The organism is Acinetobacter sp. YH12156 (assembly GCF_013418235.1).
In the GTDB taxonomy this organism is placed as follows: domain Bacteria; phylum Pseudomonadota; class Gammaproteobacteria; order Pseudomonadales; family Moraxellaceae; genus Acinetobacter; species Acinetobacter pseudolwoffii.
The window spans coordinates 65,824-85,319 of sequence record NZ_VPCL01000004.1 but is presented as its reverse complement, the minus strand read 5'-3'; the positions used below and the strand labels follow the sequence as shown (position 1 = coordinate 85,319).

Below are 19,496 nucleotides of genomic sequence, written 5' to 3'. Positions count from 1 at the left end.
GGAAGGATGATTCACAAATTATTCTGCTTACAATAAAAAAATCCCCGATCAGGCGGGGATTTTTTTGAGCTATTTCATTGTGTTTCTAATGCCGCTTTTCTCGCGGCTGCGACACGCGGCCGATACAGTACATAATAAGTTACTGCCAAAATAATCAACCATAATGGACTGATTTTTAATGCATTGAATGTATCTGGCTCCAAACTTAAAATGACCAGAGCGAAAGCCAGAAAAGTTAGTACGATATAGCTCATCCATACCCCGCCCGGCATTTTAAAGGTGGAGTTGGCATGCTGTTCAGGGCGTAATTTACGGTAGCGTAAATAACACACCATAATTAAGCTCCAAATACTAATAAACAAAATCACGCACAGTGACGTCGCTAAAGTAAAAGCTTCCAAGGTATTGGGCACGAAGTACTGCAAAGCTGCACCAGCCATAATAAAGGCACATGAGAACATTAAACCCTTGGCTGGTACAGAACGTTTCGATAGATGCGCCAAAGCGGCAGGTGCCTGTTGACCACGCGCCAATCCGAAAAGCATACGACTGGTGGAGAATACACCACTATTCATGGAAGACATGACGGATGACAAGACCACCAGATTCATGATGATCGCCGCCGCACCAATACCGGCATGCATGAATAAGCTGACAAAAGGACTTTGATCCGCAGGAATTTTAGCCCATGGAGTCACTGACATCACTACAAACAATGACAACACATAGAACAAGATAATACGCGTTGGAATTGCATTGACGGCTTTGGGTAAATTTTTCTCAGGATCTTTGGTTTCAGCTGCCATCGTACCGAGCAATTCCACACCCACAAAGGCGAATAAGGCAATCTGGAAGCCTGCCAGGAAGCCATCCGCACCTTTGGGGAACATACCACCCGACCAGACATGGCTAAAGCTTGCAGTACTGCCATCTGGTGCCTGAAACTGGTTCAACACCATAAAGCCGCCAATAAAGATCAGGCCTAAAATGGCTAAAATCTTAATCAGGGCAAACCAGAATTCAATTTCACCAAACAGTTTGACCGTCAGCAAGTTCAAACCCAGAACCAGCAATACACAGCCGACACTGATCAATGCCTGCCCGATGGGGGTAAAGGCCACACCCTCAGGCAACCAGAAACTTAGATAATTAATAATCGCTGCTAAATCGGCAATCCCGACCAGAACCCAACCGAGCCAATAAGACCAGCCAATATAATAGGCCGCGCCCGGACCTATGAGGTCGCGCGCCATATCAATAAATGATTTGTAATGTAAATTAGCCAACAATATCTCACCCAATGCGCGCATCAGGAAAAAAAACATAAAGCCAATAATCATATAAATAAATAAAATTGAAGGGCCGGCCAAAGAGATAGTTTTACCCGATCCCATAAATAAACCGGTACCAATTGCACCACCAATGGCAATTAACTGCAGATGCCGATTGGAGAGCTTGCGTTGTAGCTCATGTTGCGACGGCGCTGCGTCATCTTTAGCGGATGTTGTATTCATGTTTAGTTCCTTTTTTGCATCAGACCCTTGCCCATCTGATCGGATTTCTTCCTGAAATCCTGAATGCAGATGAAGTTCCATTTAAAAAGCTAAATGACCGGATCTAATGTCCTTACAAAATTAAGTTGGGAGATATAAAAATCAAAACAACTCAAGCCTGTGCTGCAATCACTGCAATTTCAATCAGCCAGTCAGGATTGACCAGATCTGCCTGAATGGTGGCACGTGCCGGAGTTCCCTGTCCTTGCAACCAGTGAATCCAGATCTGGTTCACGGTTTGAAAATCTTCCAGATTTTTCACAAATAGTTGTGCCGACAGCAGTCGGCTTTTGTCTGTTCCTGCCAGCTTGAGCAGCTGATCAATTTTCGTCAGCACTTCCTGCGTTTGACCGCTAATATCCTGACGGGTGCTATCCGGCACCTGCCCTGATAAATACACGGTCTGGTTGTGAATGGTGACAGCACTCATGACCTGATTGCTGTTAATACGCTGGATATCGGTGTGTTCCATCATCATATGTCCTCTCAATTTCTTCCGTTATTTGGTCAATATTTAGTTTTAGCTTTCGATCCGAACCGGTACACGAGCCGTAATCGCACACATCAATTCATAGCCTACGGTTCCTGAACCGGCCGCGACCTCATCAATTGATAAAATTTCACCTTGCGAAGATTTCCCCCAAAGCACCACTTCACTCCCCACAGTCGCCTGAGGGACAGCGGTCAGATCGACGGTAAGCATATCCATACTGACCCGACCAAGAACTTGAGTTCGCACTGAATCCACCAGAACTGGTGTACCTGTGGCTGAAATGCGCTGATACCCATCGGCATATCCACACGCCACTACACCAATGCGCATCGCCTGCTCCGCAACGAAGTTAGAACCATAACCCACACTTTCATCAGCCTGAATATACTGAATCGCAATGATTTCACTGCGCAGGCTCATGCCGGGCTGCAAATTCCAGTCATCAATAGTATGGTCAGGATAGTCAGGCGAACTGCCATACAGCATGATGCCACTACGCACAATGTCGGATTGAATATGGTGATGATGGCGCAGGATGGCTGCACTATTACTGACAGAAGTTTTCCCTGCTAAGGGTTCAATGATTTGCGTGAACATTGAATATTGATAATCAATGCCGTTCTGGCCAAAGCGCTGACCATCTGCATCGGAAAAATGCGTCATATGGCTAATTGAGCGCACATTGCCCAGTGCCTGGACTTGCTTAAAAATATCCGTATATTCGTGGGCCTGAAAACCCAAACGGTTCATACCGCTGTTAAGTTTTAAGTACACATCAAATTTTGCGTCTGGATTGATCTGCTGAAACTGCGTTAACCAGGTGATTTGATGCTGGCTATGTAGACTAAAACTTAAATCTAATGCAGCACAGACGTCTAAATCGTCTACAGCAAAAATTCCTTCGAGCAGTAAAATTTTGCCCTGCCAACCGAGCGCACGCAGACGCTGCGCTTCAGCCAAATCCAGCAAGGCAAAACCATCGGCTGATTGAAATACTGAATAGACTCGCTCAATACCATGACCATAGGCATTGGCTTTAACCACAGCATAGACTTCGGCACTGGGCGCTGCGGCTTTGGCGATCTTCAGGTTATGCTGCAATGCATCTAAGTGCACTACAGCTTGAATTGGGCGTGGCATAGCTTCTTCCTTGAAACAGCAATTTAGGCCGCGTGTGAATAACGTCCGAGTGAAAGTCCTTCAGTGCTGATTTCGGTTTTATGATTCAACACCATGTCACTGATTAACTTGCCCGAACCACAGGCCATGGTCCAACCCAGGGTGCCATGTCCAGTATTCAGGAACAGATTTTTAAAACGCGTTACACCAATAATCGGGGTACTGTCTGGGGTCATTGGACGTAAACCGGTCCAGAAACTCGCTTCTGCCAGATCCCCGCCTGGGAACAATTCCTGAGTAACCATTTCCAGAGTGGCACGGCGATTGTCTTTCAAATTGTGGTTAAATCCACTTAGTTCGGCCATGCCGCCAACACGGATCCGCTGGTCAAAACGCGTAATGGCAATTTTATAGGTTTCATCCAGCACCGTAGATTGTGGTGCAAAGTTGGCATCAACAATTGGAATGGTCAGTGAATAGCCTTTGACTGGATAAACCGGCAAATCCAGATTCAAAGGTTTTAAGAAATCACGCGAATAACTACCGAATGCCAATACATATTTATCAGCCGTCAGCACTTCACCATTGACCACCACCCCCTTAATTTCATCGCCTTCAATCACCAAACGCTCAACATTTTGGTTAAATTTAAACTGCACGCCCAATTCTTTGGCAACATTGGCTAAGGCATTGGTAAATAAATAACAGTCGCCTGTCTCATCATTGGGTAAATGCAAGCCGCCCACCAGTTTATCCTGGGCATGCGCCAGGGCTGGCTCAACTTTGGCCAGATCAGCGCCCAACAACAATTCATGCGGTACGCCGCATTCTCGCAATACCGCAATATCACGTTGCACCATCTCTAATTGCGCTTCGTTACGAAAGACTTGCAAAGTACCTTTAGAACGGTGTTCATAACTGATCCCGGTTTCTTTACGCAATTCACGTAAACAGTCACGGCTATATTCAGCCACACGGGTCATACGTTCTTTGTTAATCGCATAGCTGGCTGGATTACAGTTTTTCAGCATTTGTGCCATCCAGTTCAACTGCCACATACTGCCATCTAAATTAATGGCTAAAGGTGCATGATGCTGGAACATCCATTTCACTGCTTTAAATGGAATGCCTGGTGCTGCCCATGGCGTCGAATAGCCCGGAGAAATTTGTCCGGCATTGCCAAAACTGGTTTCTTCAGCCGGCCCGGTTTGACGGTCGAGCACTGTAACTTCCGCACCCTGCTGCGCCAGATAGTAGGCACTCGCCACACCGATTACACCACTGCCTAAGACCAAAACGCGCATCTTACTACCCTCAAATTTTTCTAGTTGATTTAACTAGTATATTTTTGGATCAATAGTGAATTTAACTATATTGAGACGATATATTTAGTGAAATAAACATTTTTTTCGGGCAGAATTAAAAAAAAGAGGGAAATATTGATGCGTAAATTAGACCGCATTGATCGCATGATTCTGGATATCTTGCAACGCGATGGCCGGATTGCCATTAGTGAGCTGGCAGCACGTGTGAACCTGTCAACCACACCCTGTTCAGAACGGGTAAAACGGCTGGAGCGCGAAGGCATTATCATGGGTTATTACGCGCGCTTAAATCCGGAACTGCTAGAACGCAATTTGCTGGTCTTTCTGGAGATTAAGCTTTCTGCCAAATCGGGTGATGTATTTGATCAGGTGGCGCGGAATCTGACCGAAATTCCAGAAGTACTGGAATGTCATTTGATTTCCGGTGACTTTGATTATCTGGTCAAGGCACGTCTCAAAGAGATGAGTGCCTATCGGCGTCTGTTAGGCGATTTGCTAAAAAAATTACCTGCTTCTGCTTCCTCACATAGTTATGTGGTCATGGAGGAAGTAAAAGAAAGTCTCTATCTGGATCTTGGCGGGTAATTATTTTTATCTTTCAACATTCAGCGCTCAAGCTGTTTCCAAAAAAATAATGCCCCAAATGGGGCATTATGGTGAACAAGATATTTAGATATTTATTTTCGACTTAAAAATCAGGCCGGAATACGCAATACCTGTCCCGGGAAAATATCATCAGCATCTTTGAGCAATGGGCGATTGGCCTCAAAGATCTTATTGTACTGATTGGCATCACCATAAAATTCTTTCGAGATTTTTGACAAGCTATCCCCCGATTTTACCGTATAGAATTTGCTTTCCGGTTCAGGGCTGCTGACCGTAAGCTGATCATCCACTTTGGCCACATGATCAATATTCCCCACCGCCAGAATAATTTTTTCACGATCGGCCTGACTTTGCACCTGACCTCTGACCGTGGCCAGATCCGAGGTTGAATTATAACTGATGGATAAACCAGTGATCGGAAGACCCAGACCTTTTACATGACCAAGTAATTTATTTGCGACTTCTTGGGCAGAAGGCTCTGCGGGCTGTGCTGCTGCGGCTGGAGTAGTATTTGCTGGTGCGGCCTGCGGCTCTGCGGCAGCTGTATTTTTCTTACCGATACCTTTTACAAAATCAAAAAGACCCATATGGAACTCCATTCTTGTCGTTAATGTCATATCACTCTTATTTTTTATAATGAAAATAGCCAAGGCATAGTTAGTCATTGGTGACAGAAAGGTAATCGATTGTAAAATTTCCATTTAGGTGAAAAGCAGACACAAAAAAACCACCGAGAGGGTGGTCTTTATGCTCAGCAAAGCTGAAATCGGCGATTAACCCAGTTTCTTAGAAACATAGTCAATTGCAGATTGAACAGTTGTGATTTCGTTAGAATCTTCATCAGGAATCGTGATGTCGAAATCATTTTCGAAAGACATAACCAGTTCAACTAGATCTAGAGAATCTGCACCTAAGTCATCCATGAAAGACGCTTCGTTTTTAATCTCTTCGATTTTGATACCAAGTTGTTCTGCAACTGCTTGCTTAACACGTTGTTCGATATCGCTCACAGGAATTCTCCTCATTGCTTGTGGCGTTTTTAATGCCGTTAGTTTAATTGAATCTAAAAAATTTGGAAAGTTTATACTTGAGCTTAGCTCATGTATAAGCCCCCATTTACATGCATAACTGTACCAGTAATGTAACTGGCTTTGTCTGAAGCCAGGAAACTTACAGCATTTGCGATATCTTGTGGGTTACCCAAACGGTTTAACGCCACTTGCTCAGTCATTTTTTTACGAATTTCTTCGCTTAACTGTTCCGTCATTTCAGTTGCAATAAAGCCTGGTGCGACCGAGTTAACCGTAATCTGACGGCTACCCATCTCTTTGGCTAAACTACGACTAAAGGCTTCAATTCCGGCTTTGGCAGCAGAATAGTTGGCCTGCCCCGGGTTGGCAAAGTGTGCCACCACAGAGCTGATGTTGATGATGCGTCCGAAACGTGCCTTGGTCATGCCTTTCAGCACACGTTTAGACAGACGGTAAACGGCTTTCAGGTGAATATTTAAAATATCATCCCAGTCATCTTCAGACATGCGAAGCAATAAGTTGTCTTTGGTAATACCGGCATTATTAACCAACGCCAGCACTGGACCATAGTTCTGTTCGATCTCCGTCACCAGTGCATCAATCGCAGCACCATCACGTACATCTAAAACTTTGCCCGCACCATTTTCAGCAAACTGTGCTGATAATTTTTCAGCGCCCGCTTCAGAGGTCGCAGTACCCACGACAAAATAACCATCCTGAATCAACTGTTGTGCGATCGCAGCACCAATACCACGACTTGCACCTGTTACTAAGGCAACTTTCGGTTCCTGTGTCATGCAATTTTCCCTTCTGCCGTCAATACGGTGTTCAATGCATCTTCCAGACGAGATTTGCTATCCAGTGGAAGTGCTTTTTCGATATTCGGTAGGCGTTTCGCCAAGTTACTCAATACATTGCCCGGACCACATTCAACGATGTACTGAATGCCTTCATCTTGAAGGAATTGCAGGGTTTTGGTCCATTGTACTGATTCATAAAGTTGCGCTGTTAAAGCCTGACGCAATGCAGGGACATCAGCCGCAGCTTCAGCGCCTACATTTTGTAATACAGGAATGCATGGCAGCTCAATGGCGGTTTGTTCCAATGCAGGCGCAAACTGTTCTGCCGCAGGTTTCATCAGTGAACAATGCGATGGAACCGATACCGGCAATGCAATCGCCTTAGCGCTATTTTCTTTGGCCAGTGCCATCACTGCTTCAACGCGATCTTTATTGCCTGCAACCACAACCTGCCCTTGGGCATTGTAGTTTGCCGCTTCAACAGAACCTTCACCTGCTGCAGTTGCCTGTGCACACAGCTCAATCACTTTGGCATCATCCAGACCTAAAATAGCAGCCATTGCACCGACACCCTGAGGTACAGCCGTCTGCATCAGTTTACCGCGCAGGTTGACCAGTTTGACTGCATCACCCAGGCTTAGGCTACCCGCTGCCACCAGCGCGCTGTACTCACCCAGTGAATGGCCTGCCAGATATTTCGGTGCCACACCGCCAGATTCCAGCCACACACGCCATAAGGCAATACTTGCAGTCAGCAATACCGGCTGGGTAAATTCAGTTTGATTTAAGTTTTCGCCAGTTTGCGCAATCTGCCACAGATCGAAGCCGACAGCTTCAGAGGCTTCTGCAAATGTCTCACGAATAGCAGAAAACTGCTCTGCAAGTTCAGCCAGCATGCCGGCTTTTTGTGAGCCTTGACCCGGAAATACAAATGCAGTTTTCGTCGCTTGTGCTGCTTGTTCGAGTTGTGTCGCAGACATAATAAAATCCTTTCATTCAAGAGGTGTCATCTTCAGTTGTAGCAAGAAGACTGGCCAATAAAGCCACCTAAATCATTGTGGAGCGCAATTTAGCATGTAATTTTGCTGGCGGTAATTGCCAAATACAACAAAAAACCGATGCAAGCAAAAATCAAGGACAAAAAAAAGGGAGCTAAATGCTCCCATTTTTTCTACTAAGCTTGACGCTTAATACATCATCAATTATTCAGCAGATGCTTTAGCGAATAATTGACGACCACGGTAGATACCATCTTTAGATACGTGGTGACGACGGTGAGTCTCGCCAGTAGCTTGGTCTACAGTTAATGCATTCTCGGTTAAAGCGTCATGTGAACGGCGCATGTCACGGCGAGAGCGACTTTTACGGTTTTGCTGAACGGCCATGATGGCTCCTTACAAAGATCGAAAAAATGGATCAGAACAAATTCGATTGTCTTATACACAAGAGTATAACACAAAAATTAGTTAAGTTTACCCTTCAGAGCTGCCAAAACATCAAACGGATTATCTCGTTTTTCTTCGACAACTTCTTCTATGGCAGGCTGATGCTTATGTTCGCAAAACTCATGTTTAGGCGACAACGGCACCAACAATAACAGTTCATCTTCTATCAGCGCGAGCAAATCAGCGGTCGCAGGTGCATCATAGTCACCTTTGGTCGTTGCTTCACTTTCACCTAGGACGATGAAATCAGCATCCTCATCCAAGCGCTCTATCAGTGACTCATCATCCACAAGTGCCAAATGGAACGATGAAACCAGTTCAATCTCTACAGCTTCCAGACAACGCTGGCATTCCATAGGAACTTTTGTTTCAACGTGACCATCTAGCCATGCAATACGATGATAGGCATCCATTGATAGCTTACAGTCTATGTTAATCAATTGATCATCAATTGATCCAACAGCTTCACGAGCGATACGAACAAAGCGGGATAAAGGCAGTTGACCTGACCATTTAAAGCCCTGTTCAGCCCATTTAAACGGCTCAATCTGTGCCGGAAAGGTATTTGCTGACATAATTAAGGCGGCAATTCTACAAATTCATCAGTACTCTGTCAAAGATTAAGATACAATTTTGTACTTATTTCGACAGACCATTTGGGTAACTCAAGTCATGCATCTGTTGCAGCCGCAAACAGAAGTGAATGTTTCATCACTCGTTAGCACAATTCCAAGCCTTGATTCTGACAGTTCAACACAACAAGTGCAACTCTCGCCATGGACGAATTTATCGTCAGAAGCGCAGCAGGTGGACTGGCTCATCTTACACTTTAATCACTGGTTTTCCCATTTAAATGTGACTTTAGTCCGTGGCGAATTTGAACCTGAATATTTTCCTGCCGATGCCGATACTCCTGCCCGGATTCAGTTTGCACATGGATTCTTTAATAGTGCCTTGCATGAAATCAGCCATTGGACAATTGCCGGGGATAAACGCCGGGAACTTCCGGATCTTGGTTACTGGTATGCCCCGGATGGGCGTACAGCCGAACAACAAGCCTTATTCGAACAGGTAGAAATTAAACCGCAGGCAATCGAGTGGATGTTTGCCCAGGCCTTTGGGCGTAAATTTCGGGTGTCGCTGGATAACCTGACTGGTGACGGCGGTGACGGAACCCGCTTTAAAGATCATGTCTATGCACAAGTGCAGGCTTATTTTCGTGGTGAGGCAAAATTGCCACGGGATGCACAACGCTTTATTCAATGTATCTGTGCCTGTAGCAGAGGTGGCAAAAGTTTACAATCTGATGAATTTATACGTGAAATGCTTGATTAAATTACACAAATCTACCTTTTTGGTGATTGCCAGACGCTGCCTGAGCGCCACATAATAAGCCATCAGCCCAAGCTTGGAGTAGCCTCTATGCTGCATTTACGCGTACACCCCGATAACCCGCAACCGCGCTTAATCAGTCAGGCGGTAGAACGAATCCGTGCTGGCGATGTGGTGGTCTATCCCACGGATGCTGCCTATGCGATTGGTTGCCAGATTGGGAATAAAAGTGCCATGGAACGCATTGCGCAGATTCGCGGACTTGGCCCAAAACATCAATATGCAATTTTGTGCTGTGATTTATCCGATATTGCCACCTATGCCAAAGTGGACAATGCCATGTATCGCTTACTCAAAAACAATACACCAGCAGTCACCACTTTTATTTTACCGGCCACCAGTGAAGTGCCGAAACGCTTGATGCATCCCAAAAAGAAAACCATTGGCCTGCGCATTCCGAGCAATCCGGTGTGTCAGATGCTGCTCAAAGAACTGGGTGAGCCTCTCTTGACCTCTACCCTGATTTTGCCGGACCAGACCGATCCGCTGGATGATCCTTTTGAGATTGAAATGCAATTGGGCAAACGCATTGATGTGTTTATCGATAGCGGTTTAGGTACATTAAGCACCACCTCGATTATTGATTTATCTGGTGATCATCCAGAAATTATTCGTCGTGGCGTGGGTGATGTCAGCGCATTTGAATAAAGAATGCCATCTTATTTCCAGCCGACTGCAGGAGTCAGTCTATGGATTTATTTTATATCCTGCTGAATCAGCATGAATTCTCTGCCCAATATTGTATCTATGCAGAACTGCCTTGGACACTTCAATCCAGGGCCATCATGATCGAAGCATATCCTTCGCCCAGTCCCACTCTAAACATTGATGCTACTGAATATCAGTTTTTCATGAATTTGGCTTTGCTTCGACAGCTATTACAGATCTATTCAAGCCAGAACCTATGCCTGGCAGAGACTTGCCAACGTATGATTGAGTTTGCACTGAGTGAATATCCTTCCTCACCGCGCTGAAGTTCTTAGCACTCAGATAGGTATTAATCATATCGCAGGATACTAAAACAGATACTAAAACATGGATATGGTCATAGCTTCCACCCGTAACACATTGACTCTTTGCCCCCGCTTATCTGGCTGTTTTTTTGGGGCCTTCTTTTAAATTGCAAATAAATTCCATTATTTTTTCAAGTTTTTATGCCTTTGACTCCTTATTTAATTTATTTAGAGTTACTTTTCCAGTACAATGACGGCACTTAATTCTATGCTTTTTCTTTCGATGAGATACCGAAGATCAAGCCTTTGCATGCCTTTGAAAATTCGCGTGGCCTATAATTGTAATGACTCAAATTATCCATAACACAATGGAATCTGCTCCGCACATTCGGGTTCTGGATGAATGGCAGGATACTATTCCAGAGGATCTGTATATTCCTCCCGCCGCATTTGAAATCTTGTTAGAACATTTTGAAGGCCCACTCGACTTTTTAATTTACCTGATTCAAAAAAATGGTTTTGACCTGTTGCAAGTCGATATCGCGCCGATTGCAGCGCAATATTTATCCTATATGGATGCAATGAAATCCCTGAATATTGAGCTGACCGCAGATTATATGGTGATGGCTGCTTTATTGGCAGATCTCAAATCGCGTCTGTTATTGCCTAAACCGAAAAGCCTGTCTGCGATTGAGCAAGATCCAAAACAAGAACTGATCGACCGTTTAGAAAATTATTTAAGAATTAAACAGGCAGCAGAACGTCTGGGGCAAATGCCTATTCTGGAACGTGATACATTCCTGACCCATGTCAGTCTGGGCGACGTTCAGCAGAATAATGAAGGCTATTCAATCGATTTACTGCGTGATGCCTTGTTGTGTGTTTTTAACCGTCCTGAACCGGTGATTCATCAGGTGCAACAGGAACCGGTACTGCTCGAAGAACGGATTGCCTATATTGAAAGCTGTCTGGAATCTGGCGAAGTCTTATCTTTTGCCGATTTACTCAAACCGAGTCAGGGACGCATGGGCATGGTGGTGACCTTTATGGCAGTGCTGGAGCTGACCCGGCAACAAAGAATTCAGATTATTGCTACAGGTATTGAAGCCCCGCTCGCAGTTCAAGGAGCCAGTCAATGACACTAGAGCCAAATACACTGTTTTCTGCAGAAGATAATCTGCATGAGGTGTTGATGCAGCTTGAGGCGATTATTTTCGCCAGCGACTCTGCGGTTTCACTGGCGCGTCTGAAAGAGGCTTTTCAGGATCGCTATAGCAAACAGGAATTACGTCAGTATTTACAACAACTTTCCATGTTAATGCATGGCCGTTCGATTGAACTGATTGAAACAGCACAAGGTTATCGTTTTCAAGTGCGTGCAAAATATCGTAATATTATTGCACAGACCTGGCCTGAGCGACCAACTCGCTTGTCGCCGGCCTTACTTGAAACACTTGCAGTGATTGCTTATCACCAGCCGGTGACCCGAGCCGATATTGAACAAATTCGTGGTGTGACGAATAACAGTCAGATTTTGCGTACGCTGTTTGACTGGAACTGGATTAAAGAATCCGGATTTCGTGAACTCCCTGGAAGACCTGCGTTGTTAATGACAACGCCACAATTTTTAAATGCGTTTGGCTTGAATTCTTTAGGCCAATTGCCTCCCCTGCAGGATGCCAAGGAAGCTTTTATGGCCCTCGATGCAAATGCACCGAAGTCATAAATAGGTGAACTGTTGATAATTATTTCTAAGGTTATGCTGTCATGAGTGAAAAATTGCAAAAGGTGCTTGCACGCGTTGGTTTGGGTTCTCGCCGTTATATGGAAGAAGTCATTGCCGCAGGTCGTGTAAGCGTCAATGGGCAAATTGCCCAAGTGGGTGAACGAATCGAACCAGGTGATGAGCTTCGCATCGATGGTCGTAAAGTTGCATTTCAGATTGAAGACGAAATTCGTCGTCGTGTGATTATCTATTATAAGCCTGAAGGCGAGATCTGCTCACGTAGCGATCCTGAAAACCGCCCGACCGTGTTTGAACAGTTACCTGCGATTCCGGGCGATCGCTGGGTGATGGTCGGCCGTCTGGATATTAACTCGACCGGTCTGTTACTGTTCACCAATGATGGCGAACTTGCCAACCGCTTGATGCATCCATCCAATGAAATCGAACGTGAATACGCAGTTCGTGTCATGGGTGAAGTGACACCACAAATCAAAAACACCATGCTTAAAGGCGTGGTATTAGATGACGGCCCAGCAAAATTCGAATCGTTCTCTGAACTCGGCGGTGATGGTATTAACCGTTGGTTCCAGGTCGTAGTAAAAGAAGGGCGTAACCGTGAAGTACGTCGTATCTTCGAATCACAAGGTCTGAAAGTGAGCCGTCTGCTGCGTACCCGCTACGGTACTGTGATTCTGCCACGCGAACTGCGTACCGGTCGCTGGATTGAACTGGATAAAAACGATATCGACAACCTGACCAAAGCTGTGGAACTGAAACCACGTCAAGGTACAGGCCTGTTTGGTATGGCGAAACGTCGTAACGAGCGTATGCAGGATAAACCGATGGCTGCACGCCGTGGCGGTTTCTTGCGTCAGCAACGTCGTGACAGTGATGAACAACAACCACAGAATAACCCTGGCCGCGAGCGTCGTGATGACAATGCCTATGGTCGTCGTGACAGAAATGAAAACCAAAATGGTACGCAGTTCGTTCGTCGTGACAACCGTGATGGCAATACTCAATTTCCTCGCCGCGAAACTCGTCCAGATCAAGCTTTTGGTCGCCGTGAAGAGCGTGATGAAAATGCGCCACGTCGTCCATACGGTGTCAATAAAGGCTTTAAAAAGTTTTAATTGATATAAACAAAAAAAGTCAGGCAATTGCCTGACTTTTTTATGCATTATGTATCAGGCACTTTGTGGAATCCCTTGTGGAATGGCACTGAGTAAACGCTTGGTATATTCATGCTGTGGTGACTGATACAATTCATCTGAATTGGCAATTTCCACCAGTTCCCCATGATTCATCACCATGATCTGATCTGAAATATACTTCACCACCGATAAATCATGTGAAATGAAAATATAACTGAGTCCAAATTCATCCTGCAAATCTTGCAGTAAATTCAAGACCTGCGCCTGTACTGAAACATCCAGTGCCGAGACCGATTCATCACAGATTAAAATTTCAGGTTTTAAAGTCAGGCAACGCGCGATCGCAATTCGCTGACGCTGACCACCGGAAAATTCATGCGGATAGCGATAAAAAGCCTGAACAGGCAAGCTGACCCGCTCCAACAGGTCCAAAGCCATTTGCTTGCGTTCTGTATCATCCTGACCAATTTTATGAATCTGCATTGGTTCCATCAGGATTTGCCCCACGGTAAAACGCGGATTTAAAGAGGCATAAGGATTCTGGAAAATGATCTGGATTTTACGTTGATACTGGTTAAATTCCTTTTCAGACATGGCCAAAATGTCCCGCCCCTGAAATAGCGCTTTACCGCCTGTTGCCTGTTGCAAACGCATCAATAGCAAGCCAATGGTGGTTTTGCCCGAACCGGATTCTCCGACCAGCCCCAAGGTTTTACCTTTGGCCAGCTGAAAAGAAACCCCTTTCACCGCCTGAAATTCATCTTTGCCAAACAGACCTTTGCGGCTATAAAAAGATTTTTTCAGATCACGTACATCCAGAATAATTTCTTCTCCGCCCTTGAGTCCGCGTGAGCGTTGCGGAAGTTGAGTATTCAGGTGGATATCGTCCAGCCAGGTTGAACCATCCTGTTTCATAAAATCACTGATCATCGGCAAACGTAACGGACGTTGCGACAATTGTGGACGGCAATGCAATAAAGCCCGGGTATACATATCCTGAGGTCGATCCAGTACGTCCTGAACCAAACCCTGTTCACGAATTTCACCATGTCGCATCACAATCACCTGATCGGCAATTTCCCCCACCAAAGCCAGATCATGAGTAATGAACAGCATCGACATCTGACGGCGCTGACGCAGAGATTCCAGCAAGTCCAGAATCTGCTTTTGAATGGTGACATCCAGGGCAGTGGTCGGTTCATCCGCAATTAACAGCTTGGGTTCACAGGCAATCGCCATGGCAATCATGACCCGCTGCTGCTGCCCCCCCGAAAGCTGTCCCGGATAGGCATCGATTTTAGTTTCAGGTGCAGGAATACCCACTTCTTTGAGCAGTTCTAAAGTACGTTGCCGCGCCTGTTTTTTATTCATACCCAAATGGAGTTGCAGGATTTCTGCAATCTGCATGCCTACCGTAAATACCGGATTGAGCGAGGACATCGGCTCCTGAAAAATCATGGCAATGTCTTTACCACACATCTGGCGCATGTCACGGGTTTTGAGCTTAAGCAGATTTTTCCCTTCAAAGATAATCCGGCTGTCTTCGGAAATACGCGCGCTTTCCGTCGGGAGCAAGCCCATGGTCGCCAGTGAAGTAACCGACTTGCCACTGCCAGATTCTCCCACAAGCGCCACAGTTGTATTGGCAGGAATGTCAAAAGAAACCCCTTTCACGGTTTCGATATATTGTTTATTTTCACCTTTAAAACTGACACGCAAATTTTCCACGCGAAGTAACGCAGGTGCTGTACTTGGATTGATTTCAGACATGGTTGCGCTCCTATTTCAGTTTCGGATCTAATGCATCACGGAGTGCATCGGTAAACATCGAGAAAGCCGTCACCAGTATTGCCATGGCAATCGAGGCTGCGGCCAGTTGCCACCATTTCCCTAAAATCAGCTCGCTTTGCGCTTCATTCAGCATGCTTCCCCAAGACACTACTCCGATTGGCACGCCAAAACCGAGGAAGCTGAGAATCACTTCAGATTTGATAAAAGCCACCACCAGAATGGACATTTGTACCAAGGCAATATGACTGACATTCGGAAAAATATGTACAAATATACGCCGTAAATTACTCACCCCAATCGCCTTGGCAGCCAGTACATATTCACGCGCCGTATGTTTCATGTACTCGGCACGAACCAGACGAAAAACCCCAGTCCAGCCGGTCAGACCTAAAATCAGGATGATTGATAAAATCCCTTTCTGTTGTAACACCGCAGCAATTGCCAGAACCAGCAGTAAATAAGGAATTGAAGTAAAGACATTATAAAACCAGTTAAGGAGATCATCGACCCAGCCACCAAAATAACCGGCAAGTGCACCAAGTACGGTGCCAATGATCACAGCGACCAAAGCCGCAACCAGTCCGACCAGAATCGAGGTTTCCGCACCTTTAATGGTTTTCTGTAAAACATCCTGTCCCCATTTATCCGCACCAAAGATCAGACTCTGTTTTAATTCGCTGTCCTGATCCATCAGCTGACCACCGAGCTGCTGGTTAATGACGTGCATGTCTTCTGCCAGCGGATCTGTTACACCATAATAATCGATGCTGCCCCCCATACTTTGCTCTGCAGCAATTTCAGCATTGAGTTCTGCAATCACCTCTTTTAAAGGATCGACTGGATTGACCGGTAAAACGACCGATTCTGCTTCCTGTTCTTCACCGGAAACAGCCGGCACCGGCGCTGCATTGATAAAACTTGGCGGTGCATAACTGACCGCCACTTCTTTATTCCAGTCCTTGGCAATAAAACCGCTAATGGAAAGTACAAGCAGCAGCAGATAAAACAGCACCACCAACAAGGAAAACATGGCTATCCGGTCACGCTTCAAACGGCGCATGGCCAGTTGCCACAATCCGGTTGAAGTAGACTCAGGCATCGCTTGAGCATCTTGCTCTTTTTTAAATATCGCACTCAGCATAATTCACCTACTTCAACTGTACGCGTGGATCAACCCATTTATAGATTAGATCGGCTATCAGGTTGAATATCATGGTCGCAGCGGCAACATAGACCGTAATCGCTTTAATTACCGGAAAATCGGAACGCTCTACGGCAATAATCACTTCACGGCCAATCCCCGGAATACCAAAAAAACGTTCAATCAGGAAGGCGCCAATTAGTAGAGCCGGAAGTCCCGCCATCACATCGGTAATAATTGGAATCGAGGCATTTCGTAGTACATGCACGCCCAGAATCCGGCTTTCACCCAGACCTTTGGCCCGCGCGGTACGTACATAATCCTGATTGACTTCGTCCAGCACAAAACTGCGGTACAGGCGTAGCGTCGGGGCAATACTCACCACCAGCATAATCAGCACAGGCAGCAAGGCGTATTTGAAAAGATTGTCGGCGAAATTATCACTCCAGCCCTGCACCGGAAACCAGCTCAGCTCATAAGCGAGGAAGTACTGAAACACAATGATATAGACCAGAATACTGATCGACATACCGATGGTACACAGCATCATGATCATGCGATCGGTCAGACTGCCGCGAACTGACGCCACACCCAAGGCTAAAATGATGGAAATAATGGTTTGCAAAATGGTCAGTGGAATCAGAATGGTCAGTGAGGGTCCCAGACGCGTACTAATAATTTGCGCCACTGACTCGCCGGTACTCCAGCTCACCCCATAATCGAAGGTTAAAATCTGCTTGATGAAAATCCACAGTTGCACATAATACGGTTGATCCACGCCAAGCTGTTGCCGGATGTTTTCAATCTGTTCTGCATTGGCCATTTTACCGGCGAGGATATAGGCAGGATCGCCCCCCACCCAGTTAAACAGCAGGAAGATCAGCAAAATCACCCCGAGCATGGTGGGGATCATTTGCCAGAGCCGTCGAATAATATATGCCAGCATCGCTTGCCTTCCTTAATTTTTTCCAGAGATTTCATTAAAGAAAGCTTTGCTGTCCGGATCACGACCCAGAAAGTCTTTCACCATCTGCTCGCCATGTTTTTGTCCGCCTTGTGCCAAGACCGTATTGCGATAATGCGCACCGACTTTTTTATCCATCAACTGATCGCCAAAGGCAGAGAGCATATCCAGCGCAATCACCTCGGACCACATATAGCTGTAATAACCTGCCTGATAGCCGCCCATCACATGCCCGAACTGTCCCGGGAACTGCTGACCGGGTACATAACCCAAGGCAGTTTTGCTTTCCATCTCTTGCCATAATTTTAATGGGTCGGTCTTGAGGGCATCTTTACTGTGTAAGGCCATATCGTACTGCGCATATAAAGTCTGACGCGCATAATGCAGACCGCGACCATAGTTTTTTACGTCTTTGAGACGCTCAGTCATGGCAGCATCGACACGTGGACAAGCCGGTTCACAATAATCGGCCACTTTTGATAAGGTTTCCAGACGGCGTGCCCACTCTTCATACATCTGTGAAGGTGCTTCCACCAAGTCACGCTCTACCGATGTACCAGACTGTTCGGAATAGCGGGTTTTCGATAAAATCCCGTGTAAGGCATGCCCCATTTCATGCACAAAGGTTTCCAGCTCCTTGCTGTTCAAACCTTTGCGGTTGAAGTTGGTGACCAGTACCGACACCGGACGACGCTGATTCAGGGTACTGCCACCATAGGCGCCCCAGACGGCCGCATGTCCATATTTCCCTTCACGGGGGTATTTATCGACATATAATCCGCCCAAGAATTCACCTGAGGCAGTGTCATGTACCGCATAATATTCCACTTCATTGTGCCAGGCCTTGACTTTCATCGGCCTGAAATCAATCCCGTACAGTTCTGATGACACAGCAAATAACCATTTTTGTGCTGCTTCGGTCGGGAAGTAATCGCGCAGTTTTTCCTGATCGACCTTATATTTGGCCTGACGCAGTTTTTCACTCCAATAGCCCTGATTCCAGCGAGTAATATCTGCTTTCTCTCGTGGAACTTTTAAAGTCTCGGCTTTGAACTGGCGTAACTCCTCTACATCTTGCTTCTCTAAAGGTGCAACTTTGCTATATACATCCTCTAGAAAAGAATTCACCGCTTCAGGGGTTTTTGCCATACGAAATTCAAGGGCTGAATGTGCATAGCTTTCTTTATCAAAAAGTTGAGCCATCTCATAACGCAGATCAATGGCTTTTTTCATAAATTGCAGGTTTTGCTCTGTCCCACGGCGGGTATAAGCTGTCTGGTAGCGTTTGCGTGCTTCATCACTTTCTGCCAGCTCCATAAATGGCTGGTATTCCGGATAGTCAAAGCCAAGCAGATAATTGCCTTTTTCATTTTTCTTTAACCCCGCCATATAGCTGTCTGGCAGACCTTTCATTTCTGCTGGGGTAAATTCGACTTTATGCGGATTATCACGTACATTTTTGGCGAAATCCTGAGACAGCTTGGTCGATTCTTCGATGATGTCTTTCAGGCGCTTTTGTTTTTCTGTACTGAGTTGTACCCCGGTTTTTTCAAACTGCTCCAGAATATCTTGCAAGAATTTTTGATCAATCGGATCGCTGGCCTTCAGTTTCTTGAACTGGGCATACAGTTTCGGATTCTGGTACAGCGTGGTCTGGTACTTGCTGATTTTCAGCTCACAGTCATCTGCTGCCTGACGCAATGCAGGGTCTGGATCGACATTACTATACAATCCGACTGCTGCACCAAAATCCCGGGCTTTGGCATGCAATTCATCCCATTCAGCCAGATAAGGCCCTGCCTTGGCCTTATTTTTAATTTTCTGATTTTCAAATATCTGAATATCTTTTTGCATGCTGGCCAGATTGGCATCACATAAAGATGGAATCTCTGCTGCCTTAAATAATGGCAGCAGCTGCGCTTGAGTCTGTGCCGCTACCCCCTGATACCCCCCCATTATGACTAAACATAAGCTACTTAATTTTAAAGACTTCGATTTCATAT

Annotated in this window: 21 protein-coding genes; 7 read left to right on the top strand and 14 right to left on the bottom strand. The window is 45.7% G+C overall.

Going from position 1 to position 19,496, the window contains the following annotated elements; all coding sequences use genetic code 11:
* Window positions 1-74: 74 nt before the first annotated feature.
* The 4 genes from FTU87_RS05930 to FTU87_RS05915 all read right to left on the bottom strand — a co-directional run bounded on the left by FTU87_RS05930 (window position 75) and on the right by FTU87_RS05915 (window position 4,469).
* Complete coding sequence (locus tag FTU87_RS05930) at window positions 75-1,514, bottom strand: amino acid permease (RefSeq protein ID WP_074384173.1); 1,440 nt, start codon at window positions 1,512-1,514, stop codon at window positions 75-77.
* 151 nt (window positions 1,515-1,665) lie between these two features.
* A complete protein-coding gene (locus FTU87_RS05925; RefSeq protein ID WP_159138579.1) occupies window positions 1,666-2,028 on the bottom strand; it encodes a RidA family protein in 363 nt (120 codons plus the stop codon).
* Window positions 2,029-2,073: 45 nt separating this feature from the next.
* The gene (alr, locus tag FTU87_RS05920) at window positions 2,074-3,186 is read right to left on the bottom strand and encodes an alanine racemase (protein ID WP_180096811.1); all 1,113 of its coding nucleotides are present in this window, start codon (window positions 3,184-3,186) and stop codon (window positions 2,074-2,076) included.
* A 23-nt stretch (window positions 3,187-3,209) separates the two neighbouring features.
* Window positions 3,210-4,469, bottom strand: a complete 1,260-nt coding sequence (locus FTU87_RS05915) for a D-amino acid dehydrogenase (protein ID WP_005172382.1) — start codon at window positions 4,467-4,469, stop codon at window positions 3,210-3,212.
* A gap of 138 nt (window positions 4,470-4,607) precedes the next feature.
* Here FTU87_RS05915 and FTU87_RS05910 point away from each other — a divergent pair, with 138 nt between their 5' ends.
* Window positions 4,608-5,075 (top strand): Lrp/AsnC ligand binding domain-containing protein, encoded by a 468-nt coding sequence (locus FTU87_RS05910; protein ID WP_005095994.1) that lies wholly within the window; start codon window positions 4,608-4,610, stop codon window positions 5,073-5,075.
* A gap of 110 nt (window positions 5,076-5,185) precedes the next feature.
* Here the strand turns inward: FTU87_RS05910 and lysM are convergent, their stop codons facing one another.
* The 6 genes from lysM to FTU87_RS05880 all read right to left on the bottom strand — a co-directional run bounded on the left by lysM (window position 5,186) and on the right by FTU87_RS05880 (window position 8,947).
* The gene (gene lysM, locus FTU87_RS05905) at window positions 5,186-5,683 is read right to left on the bottom strand and encodes a peptidoglycan-binding protein LysM (RefSeq protein ID WP_005095992.1); all 498 of its coding nucleotides are present in this window, start codon (window positions 5,681-5,683) and stop codon (window positions 5,186-5,188) included.
* A gap of 186 nt (window positions 5,684-5,869) precedes the next feature.
* A complete protein-coding gene (acpP, locus tag FTU87_RS05900; RefSeq protein ID WP_004646101.1) occupies window positions 5,870-6,106 on the bottom strand; it encodes an acyl carrier protein in 237 nt (78 codons plus the stop codon).
* Window positions 6,107-6,189: 83 nt separating this feature from the next.
* Window positions 6,190-6,924 (bottom strand): 3-oxoacyl-ACP reductase FabG, encoded by a 735-nt coding sequence (gene fabG / locus FTU87_RS05895; protein WP_005095990.1) that lies wholly within the window; start codon window positions 6,922-6,924, stop codon window positions 6,190-6,192.
* Window positions 6,921-7,907 carry an ACP S-malonyltransferase gene (gene fabD / locus FTU87_RS05890; RefSeq protein ID WP_005095987.1) on the bottom strand — a complete coding sequence of 329 codons (987 nt, stop codon included), beginning with the start codon at window positions 7,905-7,907 and terminating at the stop codon, window positions 6,921-6,923. Before fabD ends, fabG begins: the two co-directional genes overlap by 4 nt.
* A 222-nt stretch (window positions 7,908-8,129) precedes the next feature.
* Entirely contained in the window at window positions 8,130-8,312 is a 183-nt protein-coding gene (gene rpmF / locus FTU87_RS05885; RefSeq protein ID WP_004279227.1) for a 50S ribosomal protein L32, read from the bottom strand.
* Window positions 8,313-8,389: 77 nt separating this feature from the next.
* Window positions 8,390-8,947: a DUF177 domain-containing protein gene (locus tag FTU87_RS05880; protein ID WP_180096810.1), complete on the bottom strand. Its 558-nt coding sequence runs from the start codon at window positions 8,945-8,947 to the stop codon at window positions 8,390-8,392.
* A gap of 97 nt (window positions 8,948-9,044) precedes the next feature.
* On the opposite strand from FTU87_RS05880, the gene FTU87_RS05875 reads away from it, so the two are divergent.
* From FTU87_RS05875 to rluB, 6 genes are all read left to right on the top strand, one after another.
* Window positions 9,045-9,707, top strand: a complete 663-nt coding sequence (locus FTU87_RS05875; protein ID WP_005095983.1) for an elongation factor P hydroxylase — start codon at window positions 9,045-9,047, stop codon at window positions 9,705-9,707.
* Between the two features lie 87 nt (window positions 9,708-9,794).
* The gene (locus FTU87_RS05870) at window positions 9,795-10,412 is read left to right on the top strand and encodes an L-threonylcarbamoyladenylate synthase (protein ID WP_005095982.1); all 618 of its coding nucleotides are present in this window, start codon (window positions 9,795-9,797) and stop codon (window positions 10,410-10,412) included.
* 41 nt (window positions 10,413-10,453) lie between these two features.
* The gene (locus FTU87_RS05865; RefSeq protein ID WP_005095980.1) at window positions 10,454-10,738 is read left to right on the top strand and encodes a hypothetical protein; all 285 of its coding nucleotides are present in this window, start codon (window positions 10,454-10,456) and stop codon (window positions 10,736-10,738) included.
* 323 nt (window positions 10,739-11,061) lie between these two features.
* Window positions 11,062-11,856, top strand: coding sequence for a ScpA family protein (locus tag FTU87_RS05860; protein WP_159516623.1), 795 nt, complete (start codon window positions 11,062-11,064; stop codon window positions 11,854-11,856).
* A complete protein-coding gene (gene scpB, locus FTU87_RS05855; protein ID WP_159516622.1) occupies window positions 11,853-12,443 on the top strand; it encodes an SMC-Scp complex subunit ScpB in 591 nt (196 codons plus the stop codon). The genes FTU87_RS05860 and scpB overlap by 4 nt, the downstream gene beginning before the upstream one ends.
* Before the next feature lie 41 nt (window positions 12,444-12,484).
* On the top strand, window positions 12,485-13,576 hold the full coding sequence (gene rluB, locus FTU87_RS05850; RefSeq protein WP_074384125.1) for a 23S rRNA pseudouridine(2605) synthase RluB: 1,092 nt from the start codon (window positions 12,485-12,487) through the stop codon (window positions 13,574-13,576).
* Between the two features lie 54 nt (window positions 13,577-13,630).
* On the opposite strand, the gene FTU87_RS05845 is transcribed toward rluB, so the two are convergent.
* The 4 genes from FTU87_RS05845 to FTU87_RS05830 are packed head-to-tail and all read right to left on the bottom strand — an operon-like array spanning window position 13,631 to window position 19,494.
* Entirely contained in the window at window positions 13,631-15,367 is a 1,737-nt protein-coding gene (locus tag FTU87_RS05845; protein WP_180096809.1) for an ABC transporter ATP-binding protein, read from the bottom strand.
* A 10-nt stretch (window positions 15,368-15,377) separates the two neighbouring features.
* Entirely contained in the window at window positions 15,378-16,529 is a 1,152-nt protein-coding gene (locus tag FTU87_RS05840; protein ID WP_180096808.1) for an ABC transporter permease, read from the bottom strand.
* Between the two features lie 7 nt (window positions 16,530-16,536).
* Window positions 16,537-17,475, bottom strand: coding sequence for an ABC transporter permease (locus FTU87_RS05835; RefSeq protein ID WP_005172401.1), 939 nt, complete (start codon window positions 17,473-17,475; stop codon window positions 16,537-16,539).
* A gap of 12 nt (window positions 17,476-17,487) precedes the next feature.
* Window positions 17,488-19,494: a M3 family metallopeptidase gene (locus FTU87_RS05830; protein ID WP_180000224.1), complete on the bottom strand. Its 2,007-nt coding sequence runs from the start codon at window positions 19,492-19,494 to the stop codon at window positions 17,488-17,490.
* Between the last annotated feature and the right edge of the window lie 2 nt (window positions 19,495-19,496).

What these genes read in the sequence shown, in the direction of transcription:
- FTU87_RS05840 (WP_180096808.1), bottom strand. Translation starts at nt 16,529, where the DNA reads ATGCTGAGTGCGATATTTAAAAAAGAGCAAGATGCTCAAGCGATGCCT.
- lysM (WP_005095992.1), bottom strand. Translation starts at nt 5,683, where the DNA reads ATGGGTCTTTTTGATTTTGTAAAAGGTATCGGTAAGAAAAATACAGCT.
- FTU87_RS05845 (WP_180096809.1), bottom strand. Translation starts at nt 15,367, where the DNA reads ATGTCTGAAATCAATCCAAGTACAGCACCTGCGTTACTTCGCGTGGAA.
- FTU87_RS05835 (WP_005172401.1), bottom strand. Translation starts at nt 17,475, where the DNA reads ATGCTGGCATATATTATTCGACGGCTCTGGCAAATGATCCCCACCATG.
- rluB (WP_074384125.1), top strand. Translation starts at nt 12,485, where the DNA reads ATGAGTGAAAAATTGCAAAAGGTGCTTGCACGCGTTGGTTTGGGTTCT.
- fabD (WP_005095987.1), bottom strand. Translation starts at nt 7,907, where the DNA reads ATGTCTGCGACACAACTCGAACAAGCAGCACAAGCGACGAAAACTGCA.
- FTU87_RS05915 (WP_005172382.1), bottom strand. Translation starts at nt 4,469, where the DNA reads ATGCGCGTTTTGGTCTTAGGCAGTGGTGTAATCGGTGTGGCGAGTGCC.
- FTU87_RS05875 (WP_005095983.1), top strand. Translation starts at nt 9,045, where the DNA reads ATGCATCTGTTGCAGCCGCAAACAGAAGTGAATGTTTCATCACTCGTT.
- FTU87_RS05880 (WP_180096810.1), bottom strand. Translation starts at nt 8,947, where the DNA reads ATGTCAGCAAATACCTTTCCGGCACAGATTGAGCCGTTTAAATGGGCT.
- FTU87_RS05830 (WP_180000224.1), bottom strand. Translation starts at nt 19,494, where the DNA reads ATGAAATCGAAGTCTTTAAAATTAAGTAGCTTATGTTTAGTCATAATG.
- scpB (WP_159516622.1), top strand. Translation starts at nt 11,853, where the DNA reads ATGACACTAGAGCCAAATACACTGTTTTCTGCAGAAGATAATCTGCAT.
- FTU87_RS05860 (WP_159516623.1), top strand. Translation starts at nt 11,062, where the DNA reads ATGACTCAAATTATCCATAACACAATGGAATCTGCTCCGCACATTCGG.
- rpmF (WP_004279227.1), bottom strand. Translation starts at nt 8,312, where the DNA reads ATGGCCGTTCAGCAAAACCGTAAAAGTCGCTCTCGCCGTGACATGCGC.
- fabG (WP_005095990.1), bottom strand. Translation starts at nt 6,924, where the DNA reads ATGACACAGGAACCGAAAGTTGCCTTAGTAACAGGTGCAAGTCGTGGT.
- FTU87_RS05870 (WP_005095982.1), top strand. Translation starts at nt 9,795, where the DNA reads ATGCTGCATTTACGCGTACACCCCGATAACCCGCAACCGCGCTTAATC.
- FTU87_RS05865 (WP_005095980.1), top strand. Translation starts at nt 10,454, where the DNA reads ATGGATTTATTTTATATCCTGCTGAATCAGCATGAATTCTCTGCCCAA.
- FTU87_RS05930 (WP_074384173.1), bottom strand. Translation starts at nt 1,514, where the DNA reads ATGAATACAACATCCGCTAAAGATGACGCAGCGCCGTCGCAACATGAG.
- FTU87_RS05925 (WP_159138579.1), bottom strand. Translation starts at nt 2,028, where the DNA reads ATGATGGAACACACCGATATCCAGCGTATTAACAGCAATCAGGTCATG.
- FTU87_RS05910 (WP_005095994.1), top strand. Translation starts at nt 4,608, where the DNA reads ATGCGTAAATTAGACCGCATTGATCGCATGATTCTGGATATCTTGCAA.
- alr (WP_180096811.1), bottom strand. Translation starts at nt 3,186, where the DNA reads ATGCCACGCCCAATTCAAGCTGTAGTGCACTTAGATGCATTGCAGCAT.